This is a genomic window from Paenibacillus sp. FSL H7-0756, assembly GCF_038006765.1.
Taxonomy (GTDB): domain Bacteria; phylum Bacillota; class Bacilli; order Paenibacillales; family Paenibacillaceae; genus Paenibacillus_AQ.
This window is the reverse complement of sequence record NZ_JBBOVT010000002.1, coordinates 198,846-216,410: the sequence shown is the minus strand read 5'-3', so window position 1 is coordinate 216,410 and position 17,565 is coordinate 198,846. Positions and strand designations below refer to the sequence as shown.

17 protein-coding genes are annotated in these 17,565 nt (G+C 50.3%); 1 reads left to right on the top strand and 16 read right to left on the bottom strand.

Going from position 1 to position 17,565, the window contains the following annotated elements:
• Positions 1–88 precede the first annotated feature (88 nt).
• The 16 genes from NST04_RS17670 to sleB all read right to left on the bottom strand — a co-directional run bounded on the left by NST04_RS17670 (position 89) and on the right by sleB (position 15,265).
• Entirely contained in the window at positions 89–349 is a 261-nt protein-coding gene (locus NST04_RS17670) for a stage V sporulation protein S (protein ID WP_019910496.1), read from the bottom strand.
• Positions 350–564: 215 nt separating this feature from the next.
• Positions 565–1,359 (bottom strand): TIGR00282 family metallophosphoesterase, encoded by a 795-nt coding sequence (locus NST04_RS17665; RefSeq protein WP_036724768.1) that lies wholly within the window; start codon positions 1,357–1,359, stop codon positions 565–567.
• A gap of 146 nt (positions 1,360–1,505) precedes the next feature.
• Positions 1,506–3,047: a ribonuclease Y gene (gene rny / locus NST04_RS17660; RefSeq protein ID WP_209879583.1), complete on the bottom strand. Its 1,542-nt coding sequence runs from the start codon at positions 3,045–3,047 to the stop codon at positions 1,506–1,508.
• A 309-nt stretch (positions 3,048–3,356) separates the two neighbouring features.
• Positions 3,357–4,094 carry a regulatory protein RecX gene (locus tag NST04_RS17655; RefSeq protein WP_341185412.1) on the bottom strand — a complete coding sequence of 246 codons (738 nt, stop codon included), beginning with the start codon at positions 4,092–4,094 and terminating at the stop codon, positions 3,357–3,359.
• Positions 4,095–4,214: 120 nt separating this feature from the next.
• On the bottom strand, positions 4,215–5,279 hold the full coding sequence (gene recA / locus NST04_RS17650) for a recombinase RecA (RefSeq protein ID WP_341185411.1): 1,065 nt from the start codon (positions 5,277–5,279) through the stop codon (positions 4,215–4,217).
• A gap of 299 nt (positions 5,280–5,578) precedes the next feature.
• On the bottom strand, positions 5,579–6,868 hold the full coding sequence (locus tag NST04_RS17645) for a competence/damage-inducible protein A (protein WP_341185410.1): 1,290 nt from the start codon (positions 6,866–6,868) through the stop codon (positions 5,579–5,581).
• A gap of 58 nt (positions 6,869–6,926) precedes the next feature.
• Positions 6,927–7,514, bottom strand: a complete 588-nt coding sequence (pgsA, locus tag NST04_RS17640) for a CDP-diacylglycerol--glycerol-3-phosphate 3-phosphatidyltransferase (RefSeq protein WP_340753219.1) — start codon at positions 7,512–7,514, stop codon at positions 6,927–6,929.
• A 149-nt stretch (positions 7,515–7,663) separates the two neighbouring features.
• On the bottom strand, positions 7,664–8,155 hold the full coding sequence (locus NST04_RS17635; protein WP_036724757.1) for a YajQ family cyclic di-GMP-binding protein: 492 nt from the start codon (positions 8,153–8,155) through the stop codon (positions 7,664–7,666).
• 231 nt (positions 8,156–8,386) lie between these two features.
• A complete protein-coding gene (locus NST04_RS17630; RefSeq protein ID WP_179090467.1) occupies positions 8,387–8,548 on the bottom strand; it encodes a hypothetical protein in 162 nt (53 codons plus the stop codon).
• An 83-nt stretch (positions 8,549–8,631) separates the two neighbouring features.
• Positions 8,632–9,582 carry a RodZ domain-containing protein gene (locus tag NST04_RS17625; RefSeq protein ID WP_341185409.1) on the bottom strand — a complete coding sequence of 317 codons (951 nt, stop codon included), beginning with the start codon at positions 9,580–9,582 and terminating at the stop codon, positions 8,632–8,634.
• A gap of 48 nt (positions 9,583–9,630) precedes the next feature.
• A complete protein-coding gene (locus NST04_RS17620) occupies positions 9,631–10,398 on the bottom strand; it encodes a DUF3388 domain-containing protein (protein WP_341185408.1) in 768 nt (255 codons plus the stop codon).
• Between the two features lie 147 nt (positions 10,399–10,545).
• Complete coding sequence (locus tag NST04_RS17615) at positions 10,546–10,806, bottom strand: DUF3243 domain-containing protein (RefSeq protein WP_036692667.1); 261 nt, start codon at positions 10,804–10,806, stop codon at positions 10,546–10,548.
• Positions 10,807–10,937: 131 nt separating this feature from the next.
• On the bottom strand, positions 10,938–11,705 hold the full coding sequence (gene ymfI, locus NST04_RS17610) for an elongation factor P 5-aminopentanone reductase (protein ID WP_036724753.1): 768 nt from the start codon (positions 11,703–11,705) through the stop codon (positions 10,938–10,940).
• A complete protein-coding gene (yfmH, locus tag NST04_RS17605; protein WP_341185407.1) occupies positions 11,705–12,985 on the bottom strand; it encodes an EF-P 5-aminopentanol modification-associated protein YfmH in 1,281 nt (426 codons plus the stop codon). Before yfmH ends, ymfI begins: the two co-directional genes overlap by 1 nt.
• A 2-nt stretch (positions 12,986–12,987) precedes the next feature.
• A complete protein-coding gene (yfmF, locus tag NST04_RS17600) occupies positions 12,988–14,268 on the bottom strand; it encodes an EF-P 5-aminopentanol modification-associated protein YfmF (protein ID WP_445667925.1) in 1,281 nt (426 codons plus the stop codon).
• 145 nt (positions 14,269–14,413) lie between these two features.
• Entirely contained in the window at positions 14,414–15,265 is an 852-nt protein-coding gene (sleB, locus tag NST04_RS17595) for a spore cortex-lytic enzyme (RefSeq protein WP_341185406.1), read from the bottom strand.
• 173 nt (positions 15,266–15,438) lie between these two features.
• Between sleB and NST04_RS17590 the strand changes: the two genes are divergently transcribed.
• Complete coding sequence (locus NST04_RS17590; protein ID WP_341185405.1) at positions 15,439–17,418, top strand: AraC family transcriptional regulator; 1,980 nt, start codon at positions 15,439–15,441, stop codon at positions 17,416–17,418.
• Positions 17,419–17,565 lie beyond the last annotated feature (147 nt).

Below are 17,565 nucleotides of genomic sequence, written 5' to 3'. Positions count from 1 at the left end.
TGTATATGCACCTAACTGAAGCGGCAGTCAGCACAGCAAAAAGCCTGTTTACAATGTAAACAGGCCTAATCTAAATGATTCACTTGAGTTATCTAGGTTCTACAATAAGTTTGATAGCCGTCCGGTCTTCCCCATCAATCACTATATCCGTAAAAGCCGGAATACAGATCAAGTCCACTCCGCTAGGTGCGACAAATCCCCGGGCGATGGCAACGGCCTTCACGGCCTGGTTCAGTGCTCCTGCTCCAATAGCTTGTAGCTCGGCCGATCCACGTTCGCGAAGAACACCTGCTAATGCGCCAGCAACGGAATTTGGATTGGATTTAGCTGATACTTTTAATACATCCATAGTAAGTACCTCCCCTGGGAAAATGATGGTGTTCTTCTTCCACTACAGTAGATGTTATTCGCTTCAGAAGAATTAATTCCTTCTTTTTGCGGACCTCTCCGGAGAAAATAGTTCAAAAGATACTCTTTTTCGATATAATAAATATCACACTTCACCCAAAACAAAATGAGTATTACCGAATTACCTATTTGCAAGTAGAAACGGCATTGCCGTCCTTAGCTCATCACCCATTCATCCTCACGCAGCCGGATCTTCTCCAGTCGTGTCGCTCTGCCTGTAGCTTCATCAAGTTCTGCGAATAGACCATGCAGCTGCCATTTGCCTTCGTCGACTACAAACCGGGAGGGAAGCTGAGTTGTAAATTTATAGATGATCGCATCCTTTTCCATACCCAAAATCCCTTCTCTTGAACCAACCATACCCGCATCTGTAAGATACGCTGTACCTCCAGGCAGAATCACATCATCATTACTCTGCACATGAGTATGTGTGCCGACTACAATCGAAGCCATTCCATCCATAAAATAGCCCATCGCTATTTTCTCGGAGGTTGCTTCCGCATGGAAATCCACCAGAATGCACTTATGCTCTCTGCGCAGTTCCTCCACAATCTCCTCGCCTACCCGGAACGGGTCATCGATCGCCGGAAGGAAGGTACGGCCCTGCAGATTCACAATCGCCAGCTGCTTGCCGTTCCCCTTAACAACGGTATATCCACGGCCCGGTGTCCCCGGCGGAAAGTTAGCCGGACGGATGATCCGCGGCTCGTCGTCGATGAACTCGAAGATATCCTTGTTGTCCCAGGTGTGGTTGCCCATCGTAATCCCATGGATACCCCAGTTAAAGAATTCGTTAGCGATAGCAGCGGTGATCCCTCTGCCGGCAGCGGCATTCTCACCATTGGCAATGATGATATGCGGCTGATATTTGCTTTTCAGGGAAGGCAGCATTTCACGCAGCGCTTTTCTGCCTGTATTGCCTACAATGTCTCCGATAAATAAAACTTTAATAATCTTCTCCTCCTAAATTTTTGGTTTGTGTATGCTCTGCCAACCATAAATCGCTGCTTAAGTATAATTTCACCTATTCTGCTTCATTCCAAACTCCACGGCGTGCTGCATGAAAAAAGGCCCCGCAAGGGGGCCGATTTCCTTATTTATTTCGCATATTCTACAGCGCGTGTCTCGCGGATTACCGTAACCTTGATATGACCCGGATAATCCAGCTCACTCTCAATCATCTTCGTAATATCGCGGGCCAGACGGAAGCTTTCGGCATCATCAATCTTCTCAGGCTGTACCATTACGCGAACCTCACGGCCCGCCTGAATGGCATAGGATTTCTCGACACCCTCGAAGGACTCCGAGATCTCCTCCAGCTTTTCCAGACGTTTGATGTACGTTTCCAGGGTCTCACGGCGTGCACCTGGACGGGCAGCTGACAAAGCATCAGCAGCACCAACCAGCATAGCAATAACCGAGGTAGCCTCGCAATCTCCATGGTGGGACGCGATACTGTTGATAACCACCGGATGTTCCTTGTACTTCTTCGCCAGTTCGACGCCGATTTCAACATGCGAGCCTTCCACTTCATGATCAAGCGCCTTGCCGATATCATGCAGCAGTCCGGCACGTTTTGCAAGCACGATGTCTTCCCCAAGCTCACCGGCCATAAGTCCAGTCAAATAAGCAACCTCCATGGAGTGCTTCAGTACGTTTTGACCGTAGCTCGTGCGGAATTTCAGGCGGCCCAGAATTTTGATCAGATCCGGGTGCAGACCATGAACGCCAACCTCGAAGGTAGCTTGTTCACCGTATTCGCGAATCCGTTCATCCACTTCTTTGCGGGATTTCTCCACCATTTCTTCAATACGTGCAGGATGGATACGTCCGTCTGCCACCAGCTTCTCCAGTGCCGTACGGGCCACTTCGCGGCGGATCGGATCAAATCCTGACAGAATAACGGCTTCCGGCGTATCATCAATAATAAGATCAATCCCGGTCAGAGTCTCCAGCGCACGGATATTGCGGCCTTCACGACCGATAATCCGGCCCTTCATCTCTTCATTCGGCAAGGTAACGACAGATACCGTAGTTTCCGCCACATGATCAGCCGCACAGCGTTGAATCGCCAAGGTGATAATCTCACGGGCTTTCTTGTCCGCTTCTTCCTTAGCTTGCTGTTCGATTTCCTTGATCATCTGAGCAGTTTCATGGCGAACTTCCTGTTCTACATTGCTGAGAATGATACTTCTGGCATCATCGATGCTCAGATTGGAGATACGTTCCAGTTCAGTAACCTGATTCTTGTAAATAACATCAATTTGCTGTTGGGTTTCATCAATTCGTTTCTCTTTGTTAGCTACTTGTTCTTCTTTTCGTTCAAGCGATTCCATTTTTTTATCCAGCGATTCTTCCTTTTGCAGCAAACGTCGCTCTTGCCGTTGGATTTCATTCCGACGTTCACGAGTTTCTTTCTCAGCTTCGGTACGGATTCTATGAACTTCGTCCTTAGCCTCAAGTACCGTTTCCTTCTTCAGCGCCTCCGCCTCTTTCTTCGCGTTCTCCACGATGACTACGGCTTCTTTCTCTGCGCTGGAAATCTTAGCTTCTGCAAGGGATTTACGAATAAAATAACCGAATCCAAAGAATGCTGCAGCTACAACGAGAACGACAATGACCCAGATCAATGTTTCCATCTGTTCACCTCCTCGTTGATATCCTCCAAGGATCTTCCCTTGGGTATTTGTGCAGTTGTTAAACTATCCGTTCATCACCATACAAAAAACCGGTAATACACCGATTGCCATACTGCACATGCTGCACATGGACATTGCCCGCCTTATCCGGCGATTACATTTCATATGAGTTGTACGCGAACCGGAACATAAGAGTCTGCTTTTTGGGAAGGAAAAAGGATTCTTAGTTTATGCCGATTCATGTTATATTTTATTATTTATAAAAAGACCTTGTCAAGAGAGTCGATAACCGTAATAAAGTCAAGAGAATCAATCCAGGAAGTAAAACTCCTCTTCTTCCCCCCCAGAATCCTGCTCATCCCGCAGAATCCCGATCACCTGGCGCACCATTTCTCCTGAGAATCCCCGGCGCATCAGGAACGCCCCTGTCTTCCGGCGTTTGTCGTTCACATCTCCCCGGATCGTATTCCATTTCTTCCGTCCGGTCTGCAGCGCGCTCTCCAGCTCCTGCTCGGGTGTGATCTCATCCAGCGCTTCCGCAATCAGCGACTTATCAATCCCTTTCTCCCGCAGCTCCTGCCGGATCCACATCTTGCCCTTACGCTGATTCACAATCCGCTGCTCCGCCCACTGCTTGGCGTACAAGGGATCATCAAGCAGACGTTCCTCCTGCAGGCGGAGCAGAACTTCGGCAATAACAGTCTCCCCTATTTCCTTCTCCCTTAAACGGCGGGCCATCTCCTGTGCGGTTCTGGGCTTGCGCTCCAGATACCTAAGCCCCTCCACATACGCCCGCTGACGCTCATCTGCGGCAACGATATCCTCCAGATCCGCTTTTACAAAAGCACTCCCGGTAATCATCCGGTATTTAATCATGACATCTTCATGAACAGTCATGTTGTAGTCTCCGAAATGGATTAGATAACGATAATTAGACTTCTTAAGCCGCTCTACCTTTGTAATTACCAGCTCTTGATCTGCCGGGAAATCCGCCAGCACCTGCTGCTCATCCTGTTCCTCGAATTCCTCATCCAATTGTATAACCATCCTGCCAATCACCTACTTAAGCTGAAATATTTGCGAAAAGGCACCCTGTTATATCTTCACAGGGCGCCTATCCATCTTGACTTCATTATTCAATTAGAAGTAGAGGGGTAGAGTACTTAATTACTCAATCTCAAGCAACAGCTTCTCTTCTTCCTCTTGCTCTGCAGCCACAGCCGCTTCGGATGGTGCCTCTACCAGAGTCGTGAGATTACTTGCCTCACGGATCTTATTCTCGATCAGCAGAGCAATATCCTGATGTTCCTTCAGGAACTGCTTGGAATTCTCACGTCCTTGACCCAGACGTTCGCCTTCATAGGAATACCAGGCACCGCTCTTGTTAACGATATCCATCTCTGTACCGATATCCACAAGGCTTCCCTCTCTGGAGATTCCTTCGCCGTACATGATATCTACATCCGCTTGCTTGAACGGAGGCGCTACCTTGTTCTTCACAACCTTGATCTTCGTGCGGTTACCCACAACATCGTTACCCATCTTGATGCTCTCTACCCGGCGCACATCCAGACGGACAGAGGAGTAGAACTTCAGAGCGCGTCCACCCGGAGTGGTCTCAGGGTTACCGAACATTACGCCGATCTTCTCACGAAGCTGGTTAATGAAGATCGCAATGGTGTTGGATTTGTTGATGGCGCCTGACAGCTTCCGCAATGCCTGAGACATCAGACGGGCCTGCAAGCCTACGTGGGAATCACCCATATCGCCTTCAATTTCCGCCTTCGGTACCAATGCAGCTACAGAGTCAACTACGATGATGTCTACTGCTCCACTGCGTACAAGCGCTTCAGCGATTTCCAGGGCCTGTTCACCTGTATCAGGCTGGGACAGCAGCAGTTCATCAATGTTAACGCCAAGCGCCTTAGCATACTTAGGATCAAGTGCATGCTCGGCATCGATGAAGGCAGCTTGTCCGCCCTGCTTCTGTACTTCAGCAATCGCATGAAGTGCAACCGTTGTCTTACCGGAAGATTCCGGTCCATATACTTCAATAATACGTCCTTTGGGAAGTCCGCCAATACCTAGTGCAATATCAAGTGCCAAAGATCCGCTAGGTACAACTTCCACTTTCATGTGAGTGGATTCTCCCAGTTTCATTACCGAACCTTTACCGAATTGTTTCTCTATCTGACGAAGCGCCATATCAAGCGCTGCACGACGATCTGACAATCAGACCACTTCCTTCACTGTTTATAGTATTATCATAACGTGTTTTGAAGGTCTTGCCAAGTCTTTTTTAGAACATACATTCGTTTTTTTTGCTCCCAGGGATAATACTCCCTTTAATTGTAAGAGACTAACCTCCTTCCGGATGCAAGGACTTAGCAGGCAGCTTCTCTTCCGCTTCTTACGTTAACAGGAACAATCATAGGATAATTTGTTATACCTGATATAAAACAAAAAACCGCAGCATGATTGCTCAAGCCACGGTTCTTCCGCATGTATAAATTATATACCGCCCTGAAGCGTTATTGCAAGGCCGAGCCTTCCAGCGGAGTCGCCACCTTGCGTTCTTCCAGCCTCCGCCACAGGCGGTACAGCAGCGCCTTGACGGTGCGCAGGCGGATGTTGTCACGGGTACCCTTCAGATTCAGCTCATATACCTCTGTCTTGCAGCCCCGCTCAGCCAGTCCTACGAACACAAGACCCACAGGCTTGCGCTCCGAATATCCCGGTCCGGCTACACCGGTAACCGATAAGCCGAAGTCCGTGTCGCCGATCATACGCACCTGCTCAGCCAGCACCTCGGCAACCTCGCGGCTCACCGCTCCCGGGGCATCCGGGCCTTCAAGCATAGCAGCGGGCACATTCAGCAGTTTTTTCTTAATATCATTGGAATAACAGACGATGCCCCCGGCAAACATGGAGGCGCTGCCCGGGATATTCGTAATGCTCTCCATCAGCAGCCCGCCCGTACAGCTCTCGGCAGCACTCAGAGTGAGTCCCGCATCCGCCATCCAGTCCACAATCAGCTGCTCCAGCGGCACATCAATGTTGGCATACAGGTTCTCCGGCAGAATATCCGCTATCGTCTTCTCCAGAGCATCGAGCTTGACCATAGCTTCCCGCTCGGACGGAGCCTTGGTAGAGATGCGCACGGTCACTTCGCCTTCCTTGGCATACGGGGCAATCGTAGGATCGCTCTGGCTGCGGATCAGATCAATCAGCTTGTCCTCCAGCAGCGACTCGCCAATCCCGGCGAACTTCAGCATCTTCGAGTAGAGGGGCATTTCACTCGTAAGTGCATGCTGCTGAAGCCATGGCTTGGCCTTATCCGTGAACATCGGCTTCATCTCCCGGGGCGGGCCCGGCAGTACGATATAATATTTGTCCTCTTCTGCAAAAGCAATCCCTACCGCAAGGCCGGTATCATTGGACAGAGGAGTCGTCCCTTCAATGACAAGCGCCTGCTTGCGGTTATTCTCAGTCATTACAATCTTGCGGTCATCGAAGAAGCGCTGCACATGATCCATGGCCAGCTGGTCGATGTGCAGGGTCCGGCCAAGCGCCGCAGCCAGCGCATCCTTGGTCAGATCATCCTCGGTCGGACCGATGCCGCCGGTGAACAATATAACATCCGCCCGGCTCTGAGCAATCCGGATCGCTTCCAGCAGGCGGCTTTTGTTATCTCCCACAACGGTCTGAAAATAAACGTCAATGCCTAATGCAGCCAGCTCTACTGAAAGAAACTGGGCATTGCTGTTCACGATTTGTCCAAGTAAAAGTTCTGTTCCAACGGCAATAATCTCTGCTTTCATAGCTGACGTTCTCCTCCTGATTGTAGGTATCCTGCAAGGTTCAGCCTGTTCCAGCGTCTCAGGCTTTGTTCAAATCCAGCAGTTCCTTATTCTTCACAAAATAATCAATACCCGAGTAAATGGTAATGATGGCTGCCGCCCAGATGGCAATATCATCCACAGGGATGCTGACGAACTGGAACGGGAAGTTGTTAAGCAGCAGCAGGGAAATGGCAACAATCTGAATCACTGTTTTTACCTTGCCCCATTTGCTTGCAGCTACTACCTTCCCTTCCAGCAATGCCACCTGGCGCAGTCCGGTCACGGCAAACTCACGGCTGATGATGACAATGGCAATCCAGGAATCGCATCTTCCCAGCTCGACCAATGAAATCAGCACGGCCGAGACCAGCAGCTTATCCGCTAGCGGATCGAGTAGCTTGCCCAGATTGGTGACCATGTTATATTTTCTGGCTATGTAACCGTCAATTCCATCGGTACTGGCTGCCAGCAGAAAAATAACCGCCGCGACCAAATGATTAATTGAAAGCTGAAAGGAGCCCCAATGTATCGGTTCCGGATAGAAGCTGAAGTCCACCAGCAGAAAAAACATCATGATTGGGATAAGGCAAATACGCGCTAATGTGATACGGTTGGGTAAATTCACTGAAGGTTCCTCCCCTAGTCCATACGAATCCAGTATTCCAGCAATTTCTTCAAAACTGCTTAGCTAGTATATTATAGCCATAAATAAGTGTCAAAAAAACATGAAGCACCCCGCAAGTAAGGTAAGTATACACTGCGGGGCACATGATCTTACTTTAAATTGTTAAACTGCAAATCAAGCGGCAAATCAGCCTTGCGTAAAAGCTGGATAATCTGCTGGAGGTCGTCGCGGCTTTTACCGGTCACACGGATCTGATCACCCTGAATCGTGCTCTTAACCTTCAGCTTGGAATCGCGGATCAAAATATTGATCTTCTTCGCGTTCTCCTGGTCTATCCCTTGCCGCAGTCCCAGCCGCTGGCGCACCGTGCCTAATGAAGCCGGCTCCACTTTGCCGAAATCCATATTCTTTAGCGTGATTCCCCGCTTCACCATCTTGGTCTGGAGGATATCAATCACTGCATTCAGCTTGTATTCATCCTCTGAGGCGATGACAAGCGCATCCTTCTCCAGCTTCAGGCTGCTCTTGCTGTTCTTGAAATCAAACCGGTTATCGATTTCCTTCTCGGTCTGATGAACCGCATTGGTCAGCTCCTGCATATCCATCTTGGATACGATATCAAACGAACTTTCTGAACTCATGGTTCCACATCCTTTAGTTACAATTAGTCTGTTCCTATTATATGAGATAGGGGCTCTTAAGTCTAATACTGGAAAAGAGTCAAGTGGAAACGGCATTCCGTCCTTTGTAAGGACGGTACCGTTTCAGCGAGAAATAGAAGGATAATTTATAGCGTGAACATATAAATTCTTATATTTGCACCTAAAAACACGCCTCCCGGAACCCGTCCGGGAGACGCTCACATCTAATTATTATCTGCTGCGTGCAGGAGCCCGGAACATATCCAGAATCCCCAGCAGAACATGTGCCAGTCCAAAGCCCAGAATACCATATCCCCAGGCGCCCGGTGTCAAATAATACCCCAGGAGACTGACGATAATACCAAGCCCTGTTACAATCCAGCTGACGGTCATGAGAGAATACACCTCACTTTGGCGAGAGAACTGTTAAACACTTCTAGGTTCTCCATTCCGCCAAAGACTATACATCGGGTCTACTATTCTCCTGTAGTACTCCCGCCAGTAGCGCCGCCCGTCCCGCTGTCCAGTTCAAGCAGCAGACGTGAGGAGGTTTTGCCGTCGGTGATAGCCTGTCCGTTGACCGAAATTGCCGTAGCCGGTGAATATCCCGATTTGATATACATTCCGCCGCTGTCCAGCGTAAAGCTCAGATTCTCGCCGGCCTTGGTGTTCCCGAAGCTGAGCTTCTCCCCCTTGGAGTTCTCGCCCTTGTACACTTCAAGCCAGCTGACTCCGGTAGCGGCAATCTGTACCTGAACCGGGGTTCCGGCAGGTGCAGAGACCTTGTAAATGGTCGTCTTGCCCGATTTACGGTCCTGAGTAACAGTGACAGCCCCCGGAGAAGCCGATGGAGACGGCTCTGGAGTTGCAGAAGGCGCAGTAGTAGCCGTGGCTCCTGCCTCAGGCGTAGCTGCCGTTCCCGCTGTCGCTGAAGGCACTGCTCCCCCGCCAGCGGCCGTAGGTGAGGGCTTCACCTTGGCCGGATCTTGCGTTGCGTCAGTCAGGCTTGCGTTATCTGCTTTCTTCGGCCCTGCATCATTACTCATCGTGGAAGAGGCATACAGGTAGATGACCACCAGGATCAGCACCGGGAAGGTCCACATCAGCAAAGTCGGCAGCCACTTGGCATTACGCTCCGTTTCAGGCTTGCGGCTCCGCTTCTGAATCACGGTTTCCATGGTGGTATCGACGGGAGCGGCAGGCACATTGCCATGCTCCTCCATCAGCTCATCCGGGTTAACCCCAACTGCCTCGGCATAGGTTTTAATAAAGGCCCGGACATAAAAACTGCCCGGAAGCACTTTATAATCCCCTGCTTCGATGGCTTCCAAATATTTTTTACGGATCTTTGTTACTTCCTGGACATCATCAAGACTCATCCCCTTTTGCAGACGAGCCTCCTTCAAATGCCGGCCCAGTTCCGACATACCATCACCTCCTGAATGTTGTGTGAGCAATGCTCTGAATGAAATATATTAAAGATCTTCACTGTAGCTTGTCGTAAACGACTCGTACAATATCTCTTCGTTCGGTGAATTGCGCAGCTCAATAATAATATCGAAGTCATCGAAGGTGAATTCGGACTCCCGCACAAAAATATCAGGATGCTCAATCACCTTGGTGCTTGCCATACCCATGACATTCTGCAGCAGGTTGTAATGCTTCTCGTTCGAGCGGATGGTGCTGACGATCCCGTCAATGATAAATACATTATGCGGATTCATCTCGTCTTCGGCGAGCTGGCTGCGGACGGTCTGGCGCAGCAGCGTAGAGGAGACAAACGTCCAGCGCTTCATCGCACAGACGCTGCCGGCAATGATCGATTCCGTCTTGCCTACCCGCGGCATGCCACGTAGTCCTATTACCTGATTGCCTTCTTTTTTAAACACCTCACCGAGGAAATCGACCAGCAGTCCAAGCTCATCCCGGGTGAACCGGAAGGTCTTGCGGTCATCCGAGTCACGGTCAATATACCGTCCATGCCGGACGGCCAGCCGGTCGACAAGCCGCGGTGTACGGAGCGCCGTAACCGTTATATTATCAACTTTCTTGAGCATCTCGCCCATCAGCATAATCTTCTCATCGTCGCTGGTTTCCAGCAGCATACCGCGTGTCTTGCCTTCCACACCGTTAATCGTCAGAATATTGACTTCCAGCATACCCAGCATAGAAGCAATGTCGCCTAACAGACCGGGTCTGTTCTTATGTATCTTATACTCCATATACCATTGTTTATATTCCACTTGTGCGCACCTCATAGATTCCTTTTCCCTGCATGTTGTTTCAGACACACGGGTCATGTTAATGATATAGAAAAAAAAATTGAAAGGCAAGGACACGATTGTAATAATTGCAGAAAAGCTCCCTCAAGGGGAGCTTCTTCCGCGTACCTATGCGTTTTTCTTCGCCAGTTTGACCATGAGTCCGGCAATGGTATGCTTCTCATCATCCGTTCCGACATCCCACAGCTCTTTGATGGCCCGGTTGGAATAGTTGCCCGGATCGACCTTCTTGTCGAGGAATTCCCCGATTTCGAACGCCAGCTTGGTGATGGTCTCGTCGCTCATCCCCATTTTTTCGGCCTGAATGACCCGGTCGCCCAAAAAGCTTTTCCAGGTATCAAAGTTCTTCACTACGGAATCTGTTGACATCTTAAATCCTCCTCAGGTTTGTAATGATATTGAGATTTAGAAGCAACAGTTATAATATGTCTCAAGCCGGAAATTCTTATGCTGGAGCATTTCTCCAGAGCAACTCATGGTTCCTGGTATTATACCGGATATTAAGTAATCCAGCCGCCGTTCGGACTGATGACCTGCCCCGTAATATAGCCGGATTCAGGCAGCGCCAGAAAATAGACAAGCGAGGATATATCTTCAGGGGTAGCCAGTCTCCCCGCAGGGATCTCCTCCTCCAGCATCTTCAGCTCATCCGCCTGCAGATTGGACAGCATGGCCGTGTGCACCGCTCCTGGCGCTACTGCGTTCACAGTGACCTTCGAGGGGGCCAGCTCCTTGGCAAGCGCCTTGGTAAAAGCATTCACTCCGCCCTTGCTGGCCGAATACGCCACTTCACAGGATGCGCCTGAGATCCCCCACACAGAGGACACATTAATAATCCGGCCGTAACGCTGCGTGACCATATAAGGCATGAAAATCTGGCTGCACATAAAGGTGCCCTTCAGATTTACCGCCATGATATCGTCCCATTCCTCCTCGGTCAGATCGGCTAACATGCCATAATGTGCTTTTCCGGCATTATTGACCAGGATATCCGGCATCATGCCGCTGCTCTCCAGTCTTTCGGCCATGCGTACGAGCTGACTGCGGTCTTTCATGTCCGCCGCTACGGTCATTACCTTCGCCCCCAGCGCCAGACAGCGCCGGGCCACATCATTGGCCGCTTCATGCGAATTCATATAATGAATCACAATGTTCATTCCCACCGAAGCAAAACGCTCAGCGATCGCGCCGCCGATTCCCCCGCTGCCCCCGGTAATGAGCACTGTCATTTCACCAATCGGTTTGCTGTCCTCTCCCGGTAACATCATTAAGGACTCACCACCAGCGACACGGCCAGCTGCTCCCAATTCACATGGGCATGTAGCCGGTCATTCACTTCATCCAGAGTGATCGATTCATACAGGGGAAGCACTTCAAACAGATCTCCTCCACGGAACTGGTAACGGGTGAACTCATGGGCAATGCTCTCCGGCGAATTCAGCATCCGCAGGAAGCCGCCGATTTTCTTTTTGCGGGCCCGTTCGAAATCCTTCTCCGCGAAGCCCGTCTCCAGAATACGTCCAACTTCTTCCTTAATCCGTTCAAGCAGCAGCCCCGGATCTTTGGTATCGCCGCCGATTGCCGAGAATGCATACTCCGAGGAGCTGTTAAATTCATGGCCGAAGCTGTCCGAGATCAGTTCCTCGTCGTAGAGCTTCTGATACAATGCTGTACTGCTGCCAAACAGCAGGTCCAGCATCAGCTTCGTGGTCAGGTCACGGCGTACAGCCGCTTCACCGCTGAGACCATCCACCTTTTCCTTGAAGCCGAACATCATTTTGGGAATGGAGACAGCAAGTCTGCTCTCCACATGCTTCGAGGCTACCTGCTCAGGCTCCTCCGCGAAGATACGTGTAATTTCACCCTGCTTCTCATAGCTCTTGCCCTGCTGATTGTTGCGGATCAGTTCAAATACCTGCTGTGGGTCCACCCCGCCGACAACGAACAGCAGCATGTTGCTCGGATGATAGAAGGAATTGTAGCAGGTGTACAGCGTTTCCTTAGTAATGGTTGAGATGGATTCAATAGTTCCGGCAATATCAATGTGAACCGGGTGGGTAGCATACATCGCTTCAATAAGCCCAAAATAGACGCGCCAGTCGGGATTGTCGGCATACATGTTAATTTCCTGCCCAATAATCCCCTTTTCCTTCTCCACATTCTCATCTGTGAAATACGGACGCTGCACAAAATCAACCAGGGTGCTGAGATTCTGCTCAATATTCTCTGTGGCCGAGAAAAGATAGACCGTCTGGTCGAAGCTGGTGAAGGCATTCGCAGATGCACCATTGGATGCAAAGGTAGCAAATATGTCTCCTTCCGGCTCCTCGAACATTTTATGCTCCAGGAAGTGTGCAATGCCGTCCGGCACGGTAGTCTCCTCGCCGCCCGCCACCTTGAAGTGATTGTCTACTGATCCATATTTCGTGGCAAAGGTGGCGTAGGTTTTGAGAAAAGCCGGCTTCGGCAGCACATACACCTGAAGACCGTTATCCATAACCTCATGATAAAGTGTTTCTTGAAGCCGTTCGTAATGGAGCTTTTCCATCCCTATTCCTCCTTCCCTGTCAGGAAATAAATCGTATCCAGCTCAAAAGTCTCCGCCGCTGCCTTCACTTCAGCCGCCCCCATGCCGTCAACCTGGTCCATCAGTTCTTGGGCAGAACGGTCTTTGCCTGATAACTGGCGGTTGAAATCAAAGGAGATCATCTCAAATGCCGAATCCTGAATCTCGGACAGCAGGTTGCGAATCATCGCCTTGGTCTGGCTAAGCTCCAGGTCAGTGATATTGCCCGCCTTCAGCTCATCCAGCTGCTTGCGGATAATATCAACGGCTTTGCCGTAATTCTGGGTCTCAATCCCCGATTGAATCGTCCCGATGCCCTTATGCCCGTCATAACGGGAGGAGGCGTAATATGCCAGACTTTCCTTCTCACGCACGTTGACGAACAGCTTGGAATGCGGGTATCCGCCAAGGATACCGTTGTACATCAGCGCGGAAGCATACCGGTCATCCTTGTAGGTAATCGAAGTCCGCAGCCCCATAATCAGCTTGCCTTGATTCACATCCAGCTTCTCTTCCACCGTCCGTACTTCTGTAACCGTTACCGGGGTGAAATCTGAGGTATAGCCTCCAGCTTCGGAGTGATGTGCCCGGCCGAAATGAGCGGTCACCAGCTTCTCGACTTCCTCAGGTGTGGTATCGCCCACTACATACAGATCAAGTGTTGCGCCATTCAGCCAGGAGGTATAGCTCTGGTACAGCGTCTCAGGCGTAATAGCATCCAGATCGGCCCGCTGGCCAAGGGGATGAAGACGGTAAGGCTCGTTGCGGCACATTTCCTCAATGCAGCGTTCTGCCGCATAACGGATTTTGTCATTCACAATGGATTCCAGCTTCTTGCGGATGGTCTCGCGTTCAGTAGCTACATAAGAAGCCCGGAAGCTTCCATTCTCAAGCAGGGGACGGGTCAACACCTCTCCCAGAAAAGCAAAGGATTCTCCAAGCAGGCTCTCCTTGCTCTGCACAAAGGAATCATTGATCGTATCCATCCGGAACTGGACAATCTGGTAATCCCCGCGTTTGTAAATATCGAAGCCAAAGCCTGCACCGTACAGCTCCTCCAGACGCTCACGGAATTGGGTAGTCTCCGGGTAGGACGCTGTCCCCCGCCGGAGCACAAACGGAACCAGTGCGGTAGAGGTTACTGTACTCTCTTCAAGCGGAAGGCCTGCATACAGTGAGATGGCGAACGTCTTGAACGCCTTGGTCGGCAGAACATGTATACGCATGCCTGCGGCATGCCCATGTTGAAATCCATTATTAGTCAAGTCCAAAACTCCTTTGCAGCGTGGATTGATGCTCTATAACAAGTTTATGAAGTATTATCCATTCTAAACCATTCCAAAGTAAGGAAGCAACCGGAGGACAGCGTACCGGTTGCTCTTACGGAGGGTTGTATACAGACACTGTAAGCTACATGCAGAAGATATGCTGGCCGATCGTCTTCACCTGCGGACGGGACCAAATCCACTTGGAGGTCGCCGTCTTGGGATTGAAGTAATAGATGCAGCCGCCCGACGGGTCCCAGCCACTCAGTGCCTGCTGTACGGCCTTCCGGGCCTGTTCATTAGGCTCCAGATAGATCTGGCCGTCAGCTACGGCGGTGAAGGCTCCCGGCTGGAAAATGACGCCCGAAGGCGTATTCGGGAAGCTTGGGGATTTTACACGGTTGAGAATAACTGCAGCTACGGCTACCTGCCCTTCAAAAGGCTCCCCGCGTGACTCGCCGTAAACCGCATTAGCCATGATCTTGAGGTCATTTTCGGACAGGCCCATCGTATTGCCGGAGGACAGCTCAGCCGTATTGGATTTGGACGCAGCTGCGCCGGAGGGCGCTTTTTTCTGGGCGGTAGACGTCTCGGGCGCTGTCGGCTTCCAGGCTGTAGTCGCATTGTATAGCTTAAGCTTCGTCTTGGCCCCGACCACCCCGTCGGATTTCAGGCCGAATTTCCACTGGAACCAGGTCACGGCATTCTTCGTCTTGGTCCCGAACTGGCTGTCAATCTTCCCGTTAAAATAACCCAGGTGCTTCAGTCGTCCCTGCAGCTCATATACATCCTGCCCGGAGGAACCTACCTTAAGCGGAGTTGTGCCGAACACGGGCATGGCCTCCTCCCCTTCATCAGGGATGTCTGCGGCAACCTGTTCTGCTGCATAGGGCTTGGCATAGATCAAATCATGATCTTTGAAGACAGCACCGGCAAACGGTGCAGCTGCAAGAACAAGGGTAACGGCGGCAATGATCCACTGCTTATGTTTTGTCATAGGATTCGCTCTACCTTTCTCTTGGAAGTTCTGCATGAATGGCTAAAGTTATTATGACGACTGGCAGGACTTCCTATGCATGACCGCAAAAGCTTGAAAGCGTAAATCCATTGCAACTGAGAACGATTATCAACTATACTTGGGTTATGAAACAACAGGAGTTGAGAAGAAACATGGATTTTATGGACCATATTGTACTTTGGAACCATGCTGCTGTAGAAGTTATCGATATCCGCAAGGCCTCGTTCACTTCCGGACAACCTCCGCTGAAGTACCGCCTTCCGGCTAGTACATACCTGTATATCGTTCGCGGCAGCGCAAGTGTGCTTATAGATGACAACCCCTATGAAATCAGCGGCGCAAGTGTCTTTCACGGGGGCAAAGGTACTATTATCCAATTGCTGCAAACCCAGGAAATCCTGGATTATTACCTTATTATGTACCGTTCAACGTTAACCCTGCCTGCCCGGCGCAACCTGACAGCGCTTCTGGAACGCAGCAAGCCTTTTAGCGGAACCTATCACTTCATTCCTCTTCATCCCCTGCCGCTGTATGAGATTCTAGACCAGATGTATGGTGATTGGCAGACACGCCGCGCCCTGGAGCATCTGCATGTCAAAGCCCTGTTCTATCAGTGGGTCCATGAGCTGCTTCATCAAATGCAGGTGCAGGAACATCACCCGCTTAGAGCAGATGTGCTCGACCAGGCTGTACGCTATATGCATGATTCTTACAACAAGCCCTTCACCCTGGATACACTAGCCGGTACTTTGGGCACCAGCCCGAGGACGTTATCGAGGTTATTCCGTATGCGGCTTCAGACCAGTCCTGCACAATATCTGGTTCAGATTCGCATGGACAAGGCCCGTGAGCTGTTACTGGACACAGAGGCCACACTGCATGATATTGCTGCTGTTGTGGGCTACCCGGATGCGTATTCTTTTGGAAAAATGTTCAAGAAGCACTTCGGAAACTCGCCGGTGAGGTACAAAAATTCTGTACAAGCCGCTTCATCGTGGCGGGATATGCCATCTGCGCTGTCTGCAAATGACATTGCCCGTGAAGGTACTCTCCGATATATTGATGATGATAATCATTATCAATATGATCTAAAAGGAGCGTCATCCATGTTCAGAACGGCTAAGCCATCCCTAATGTTAACCTTGTTGTTATGCTTCACCATAGTGTTAAGCGCCTGTTCCTCAGGAAATACCGGTTCTAACGCAGCGGGTAATGCCAGCCCTTCGCCGGCTTCTTCTCCTGCAGCCACCTCCCCCGCCACACCCTCTCCAGACCACACTGCAGCCGAGGCACAGACCCGGACAATCTCTACGGTAAAAGGAGATATCGAGGTACCCGCCGATCCTCAGCGTGTCGTTGTGCTGTACTTGCTGGGAGATGTGTTGGCGCTGGGCATTAAGCCCGTAGGTGTATCTAGTGTTAATGAAGGTGCTGCCTTCGAAAACGAATTGAAGGATGTACAGAAGCTGGGAAGTTGGTTCGAGGCCAGCCCGGAAGCTGTCTTATCGCTTGATCCCGATCTGATTATCGTTCCTTCCGAGGAGACCTACAATGCCTTGCATGACATTGCACCCACTGTGTTAGTACCTTATGAGAAAATGACGACTGCTGAGCGGGTCAGCTTCATTGGTCACACTCTTAACAAGGAAAATGAGGCCACCAGCCTCTTAAACGACTTCAATGCCAAAGTAGAGAATAGCAAGCAGAAGCTGCGGGAGGCGGAAATTCTAGATTCAACCATCTCCATCATGGAAGGCGGTGAAGAGCGGAATATGCTAGTAATTATGAGCAAACAATATGGCCGGGGCTCGCAGGTCTTATATGAATATCTTGGCATGAAAGCACCGGAGAAGATTCAGCAAAAAATAGACAGCAAGACTGATGTAGGCGGCGAGTCAGTATCCTTTGAAGTCATTTCCGATTACAGTGGAGATTATATCTTCCGTTCCTCCTATGACGGGATGACTGATCTGACGGGGGACCCGCTCTGGAACAGCATTCCGGCAGTCAAAGAAGGCCGGTTGATGAATATCGACTTCGGATTATCTTACTATAATGATATCTACTCCCTGAATGCACAGCTGGATTACATTGTTAATGCTCTGCTTGCAGCACCCCGGGTGAAGAAATAGCAGTTCAACCGCTCATTGCATAACTTATCTTTCGCAAAATAACCCCACAAAGTGGGGATTTAGCTTCGATGATAACTCAGGTACTTTGCGGGGACCCCAAAACATATAAATTCTTATCTATCAAAAAAAGAGATGGCCCAAGTATTG

Excerpts from the sequence above, each read along its gene's own strand:
- rny (WP_209879583.1), bottom strand. The coding sequence starts at position 3,047 with ATGGAAACATTGATCTGGGTCATTGTCGTTCTCGTTGTAGCTGCAGCA.
- NST04_RS17615 (WP_036692667.1), bottom strand. The coding sequence starts at position 10,806 with ATGTCAACAGATTCCGTAGTGAAGAACTTTGATACCTGGAAAAGCTTT.
- NST04_RS17625 (WP_341185409.1), bottom strand. The coding sequence starts at position 9,582 with ATGTCGGAACTGGGCCGGCATTTGAAGGAGGCTCGTCTGCAAAAGGGG.
- sleB (WP_341185406.1), bottom strand. The coding sequence starts at position 15,265 with ATGACAAAACATAAGCAGTGGATCATTGCCGCCGTTACCCTTGTTCTT.
- NST04_RS17645 (WP_341185410.1), bottom strand. The coding sequence starts at position 6,868 with ATGAAAGCAGAGATTATTGCCGTTGGAACAGAACTTTTACTTGGACAA.
- NST04_RS17630 (WP_179090467.1), bottom strand. The coding sequence starts at position 8,548 with ATGACCGTCAGCTGGATTGTAACAGGGCTTGGTATTATCGTCAGTCTC.
- NST04_RS17670 (WP_019910496.1), bottom strand. The coding sequence starts at position 349 with ATGGATGTATTAAAAGTATCAGCTAAATCCAATCCAAATTCCGTTGCT.
- NST04_RS17590 (WP_341185405.1), top strand. The coding sequence starts at position 15,439 with ATGGATTTTATGGACCATATTGTACTTTGGAACCATGCTGCTGTAGAA.
- NST04_RS17635 (WP_036724757.1), bottom strand. The coding sequence starts at position 8,155 with ATGAGTTCAGAAAGTTCGTTTGATATCGTATCCAAGATGGATATGCAG.
- yfmH (WP_341185407.1), bottom strand. The coding sequence starts at position 12,985 with ATGGAAAAGCTCCATTACGAACGGCTTCAAGAAACACTTTATCATGAG.
- NST04_RS17655 (WP_341185412.1), bottom strand. The coding sequence starts at position 4,094 with ATGGTTATACAATTGGATGAGGAATTCGAGGAACAGGATGAGCAGCAG.
- ymfI (WP_036724753.1), bottom strand. The coding sequence starts at position 11,705 with ATGATGTTACCGGGAGAGGACAGCAAACCGATTGGTGAAATGACAGTG.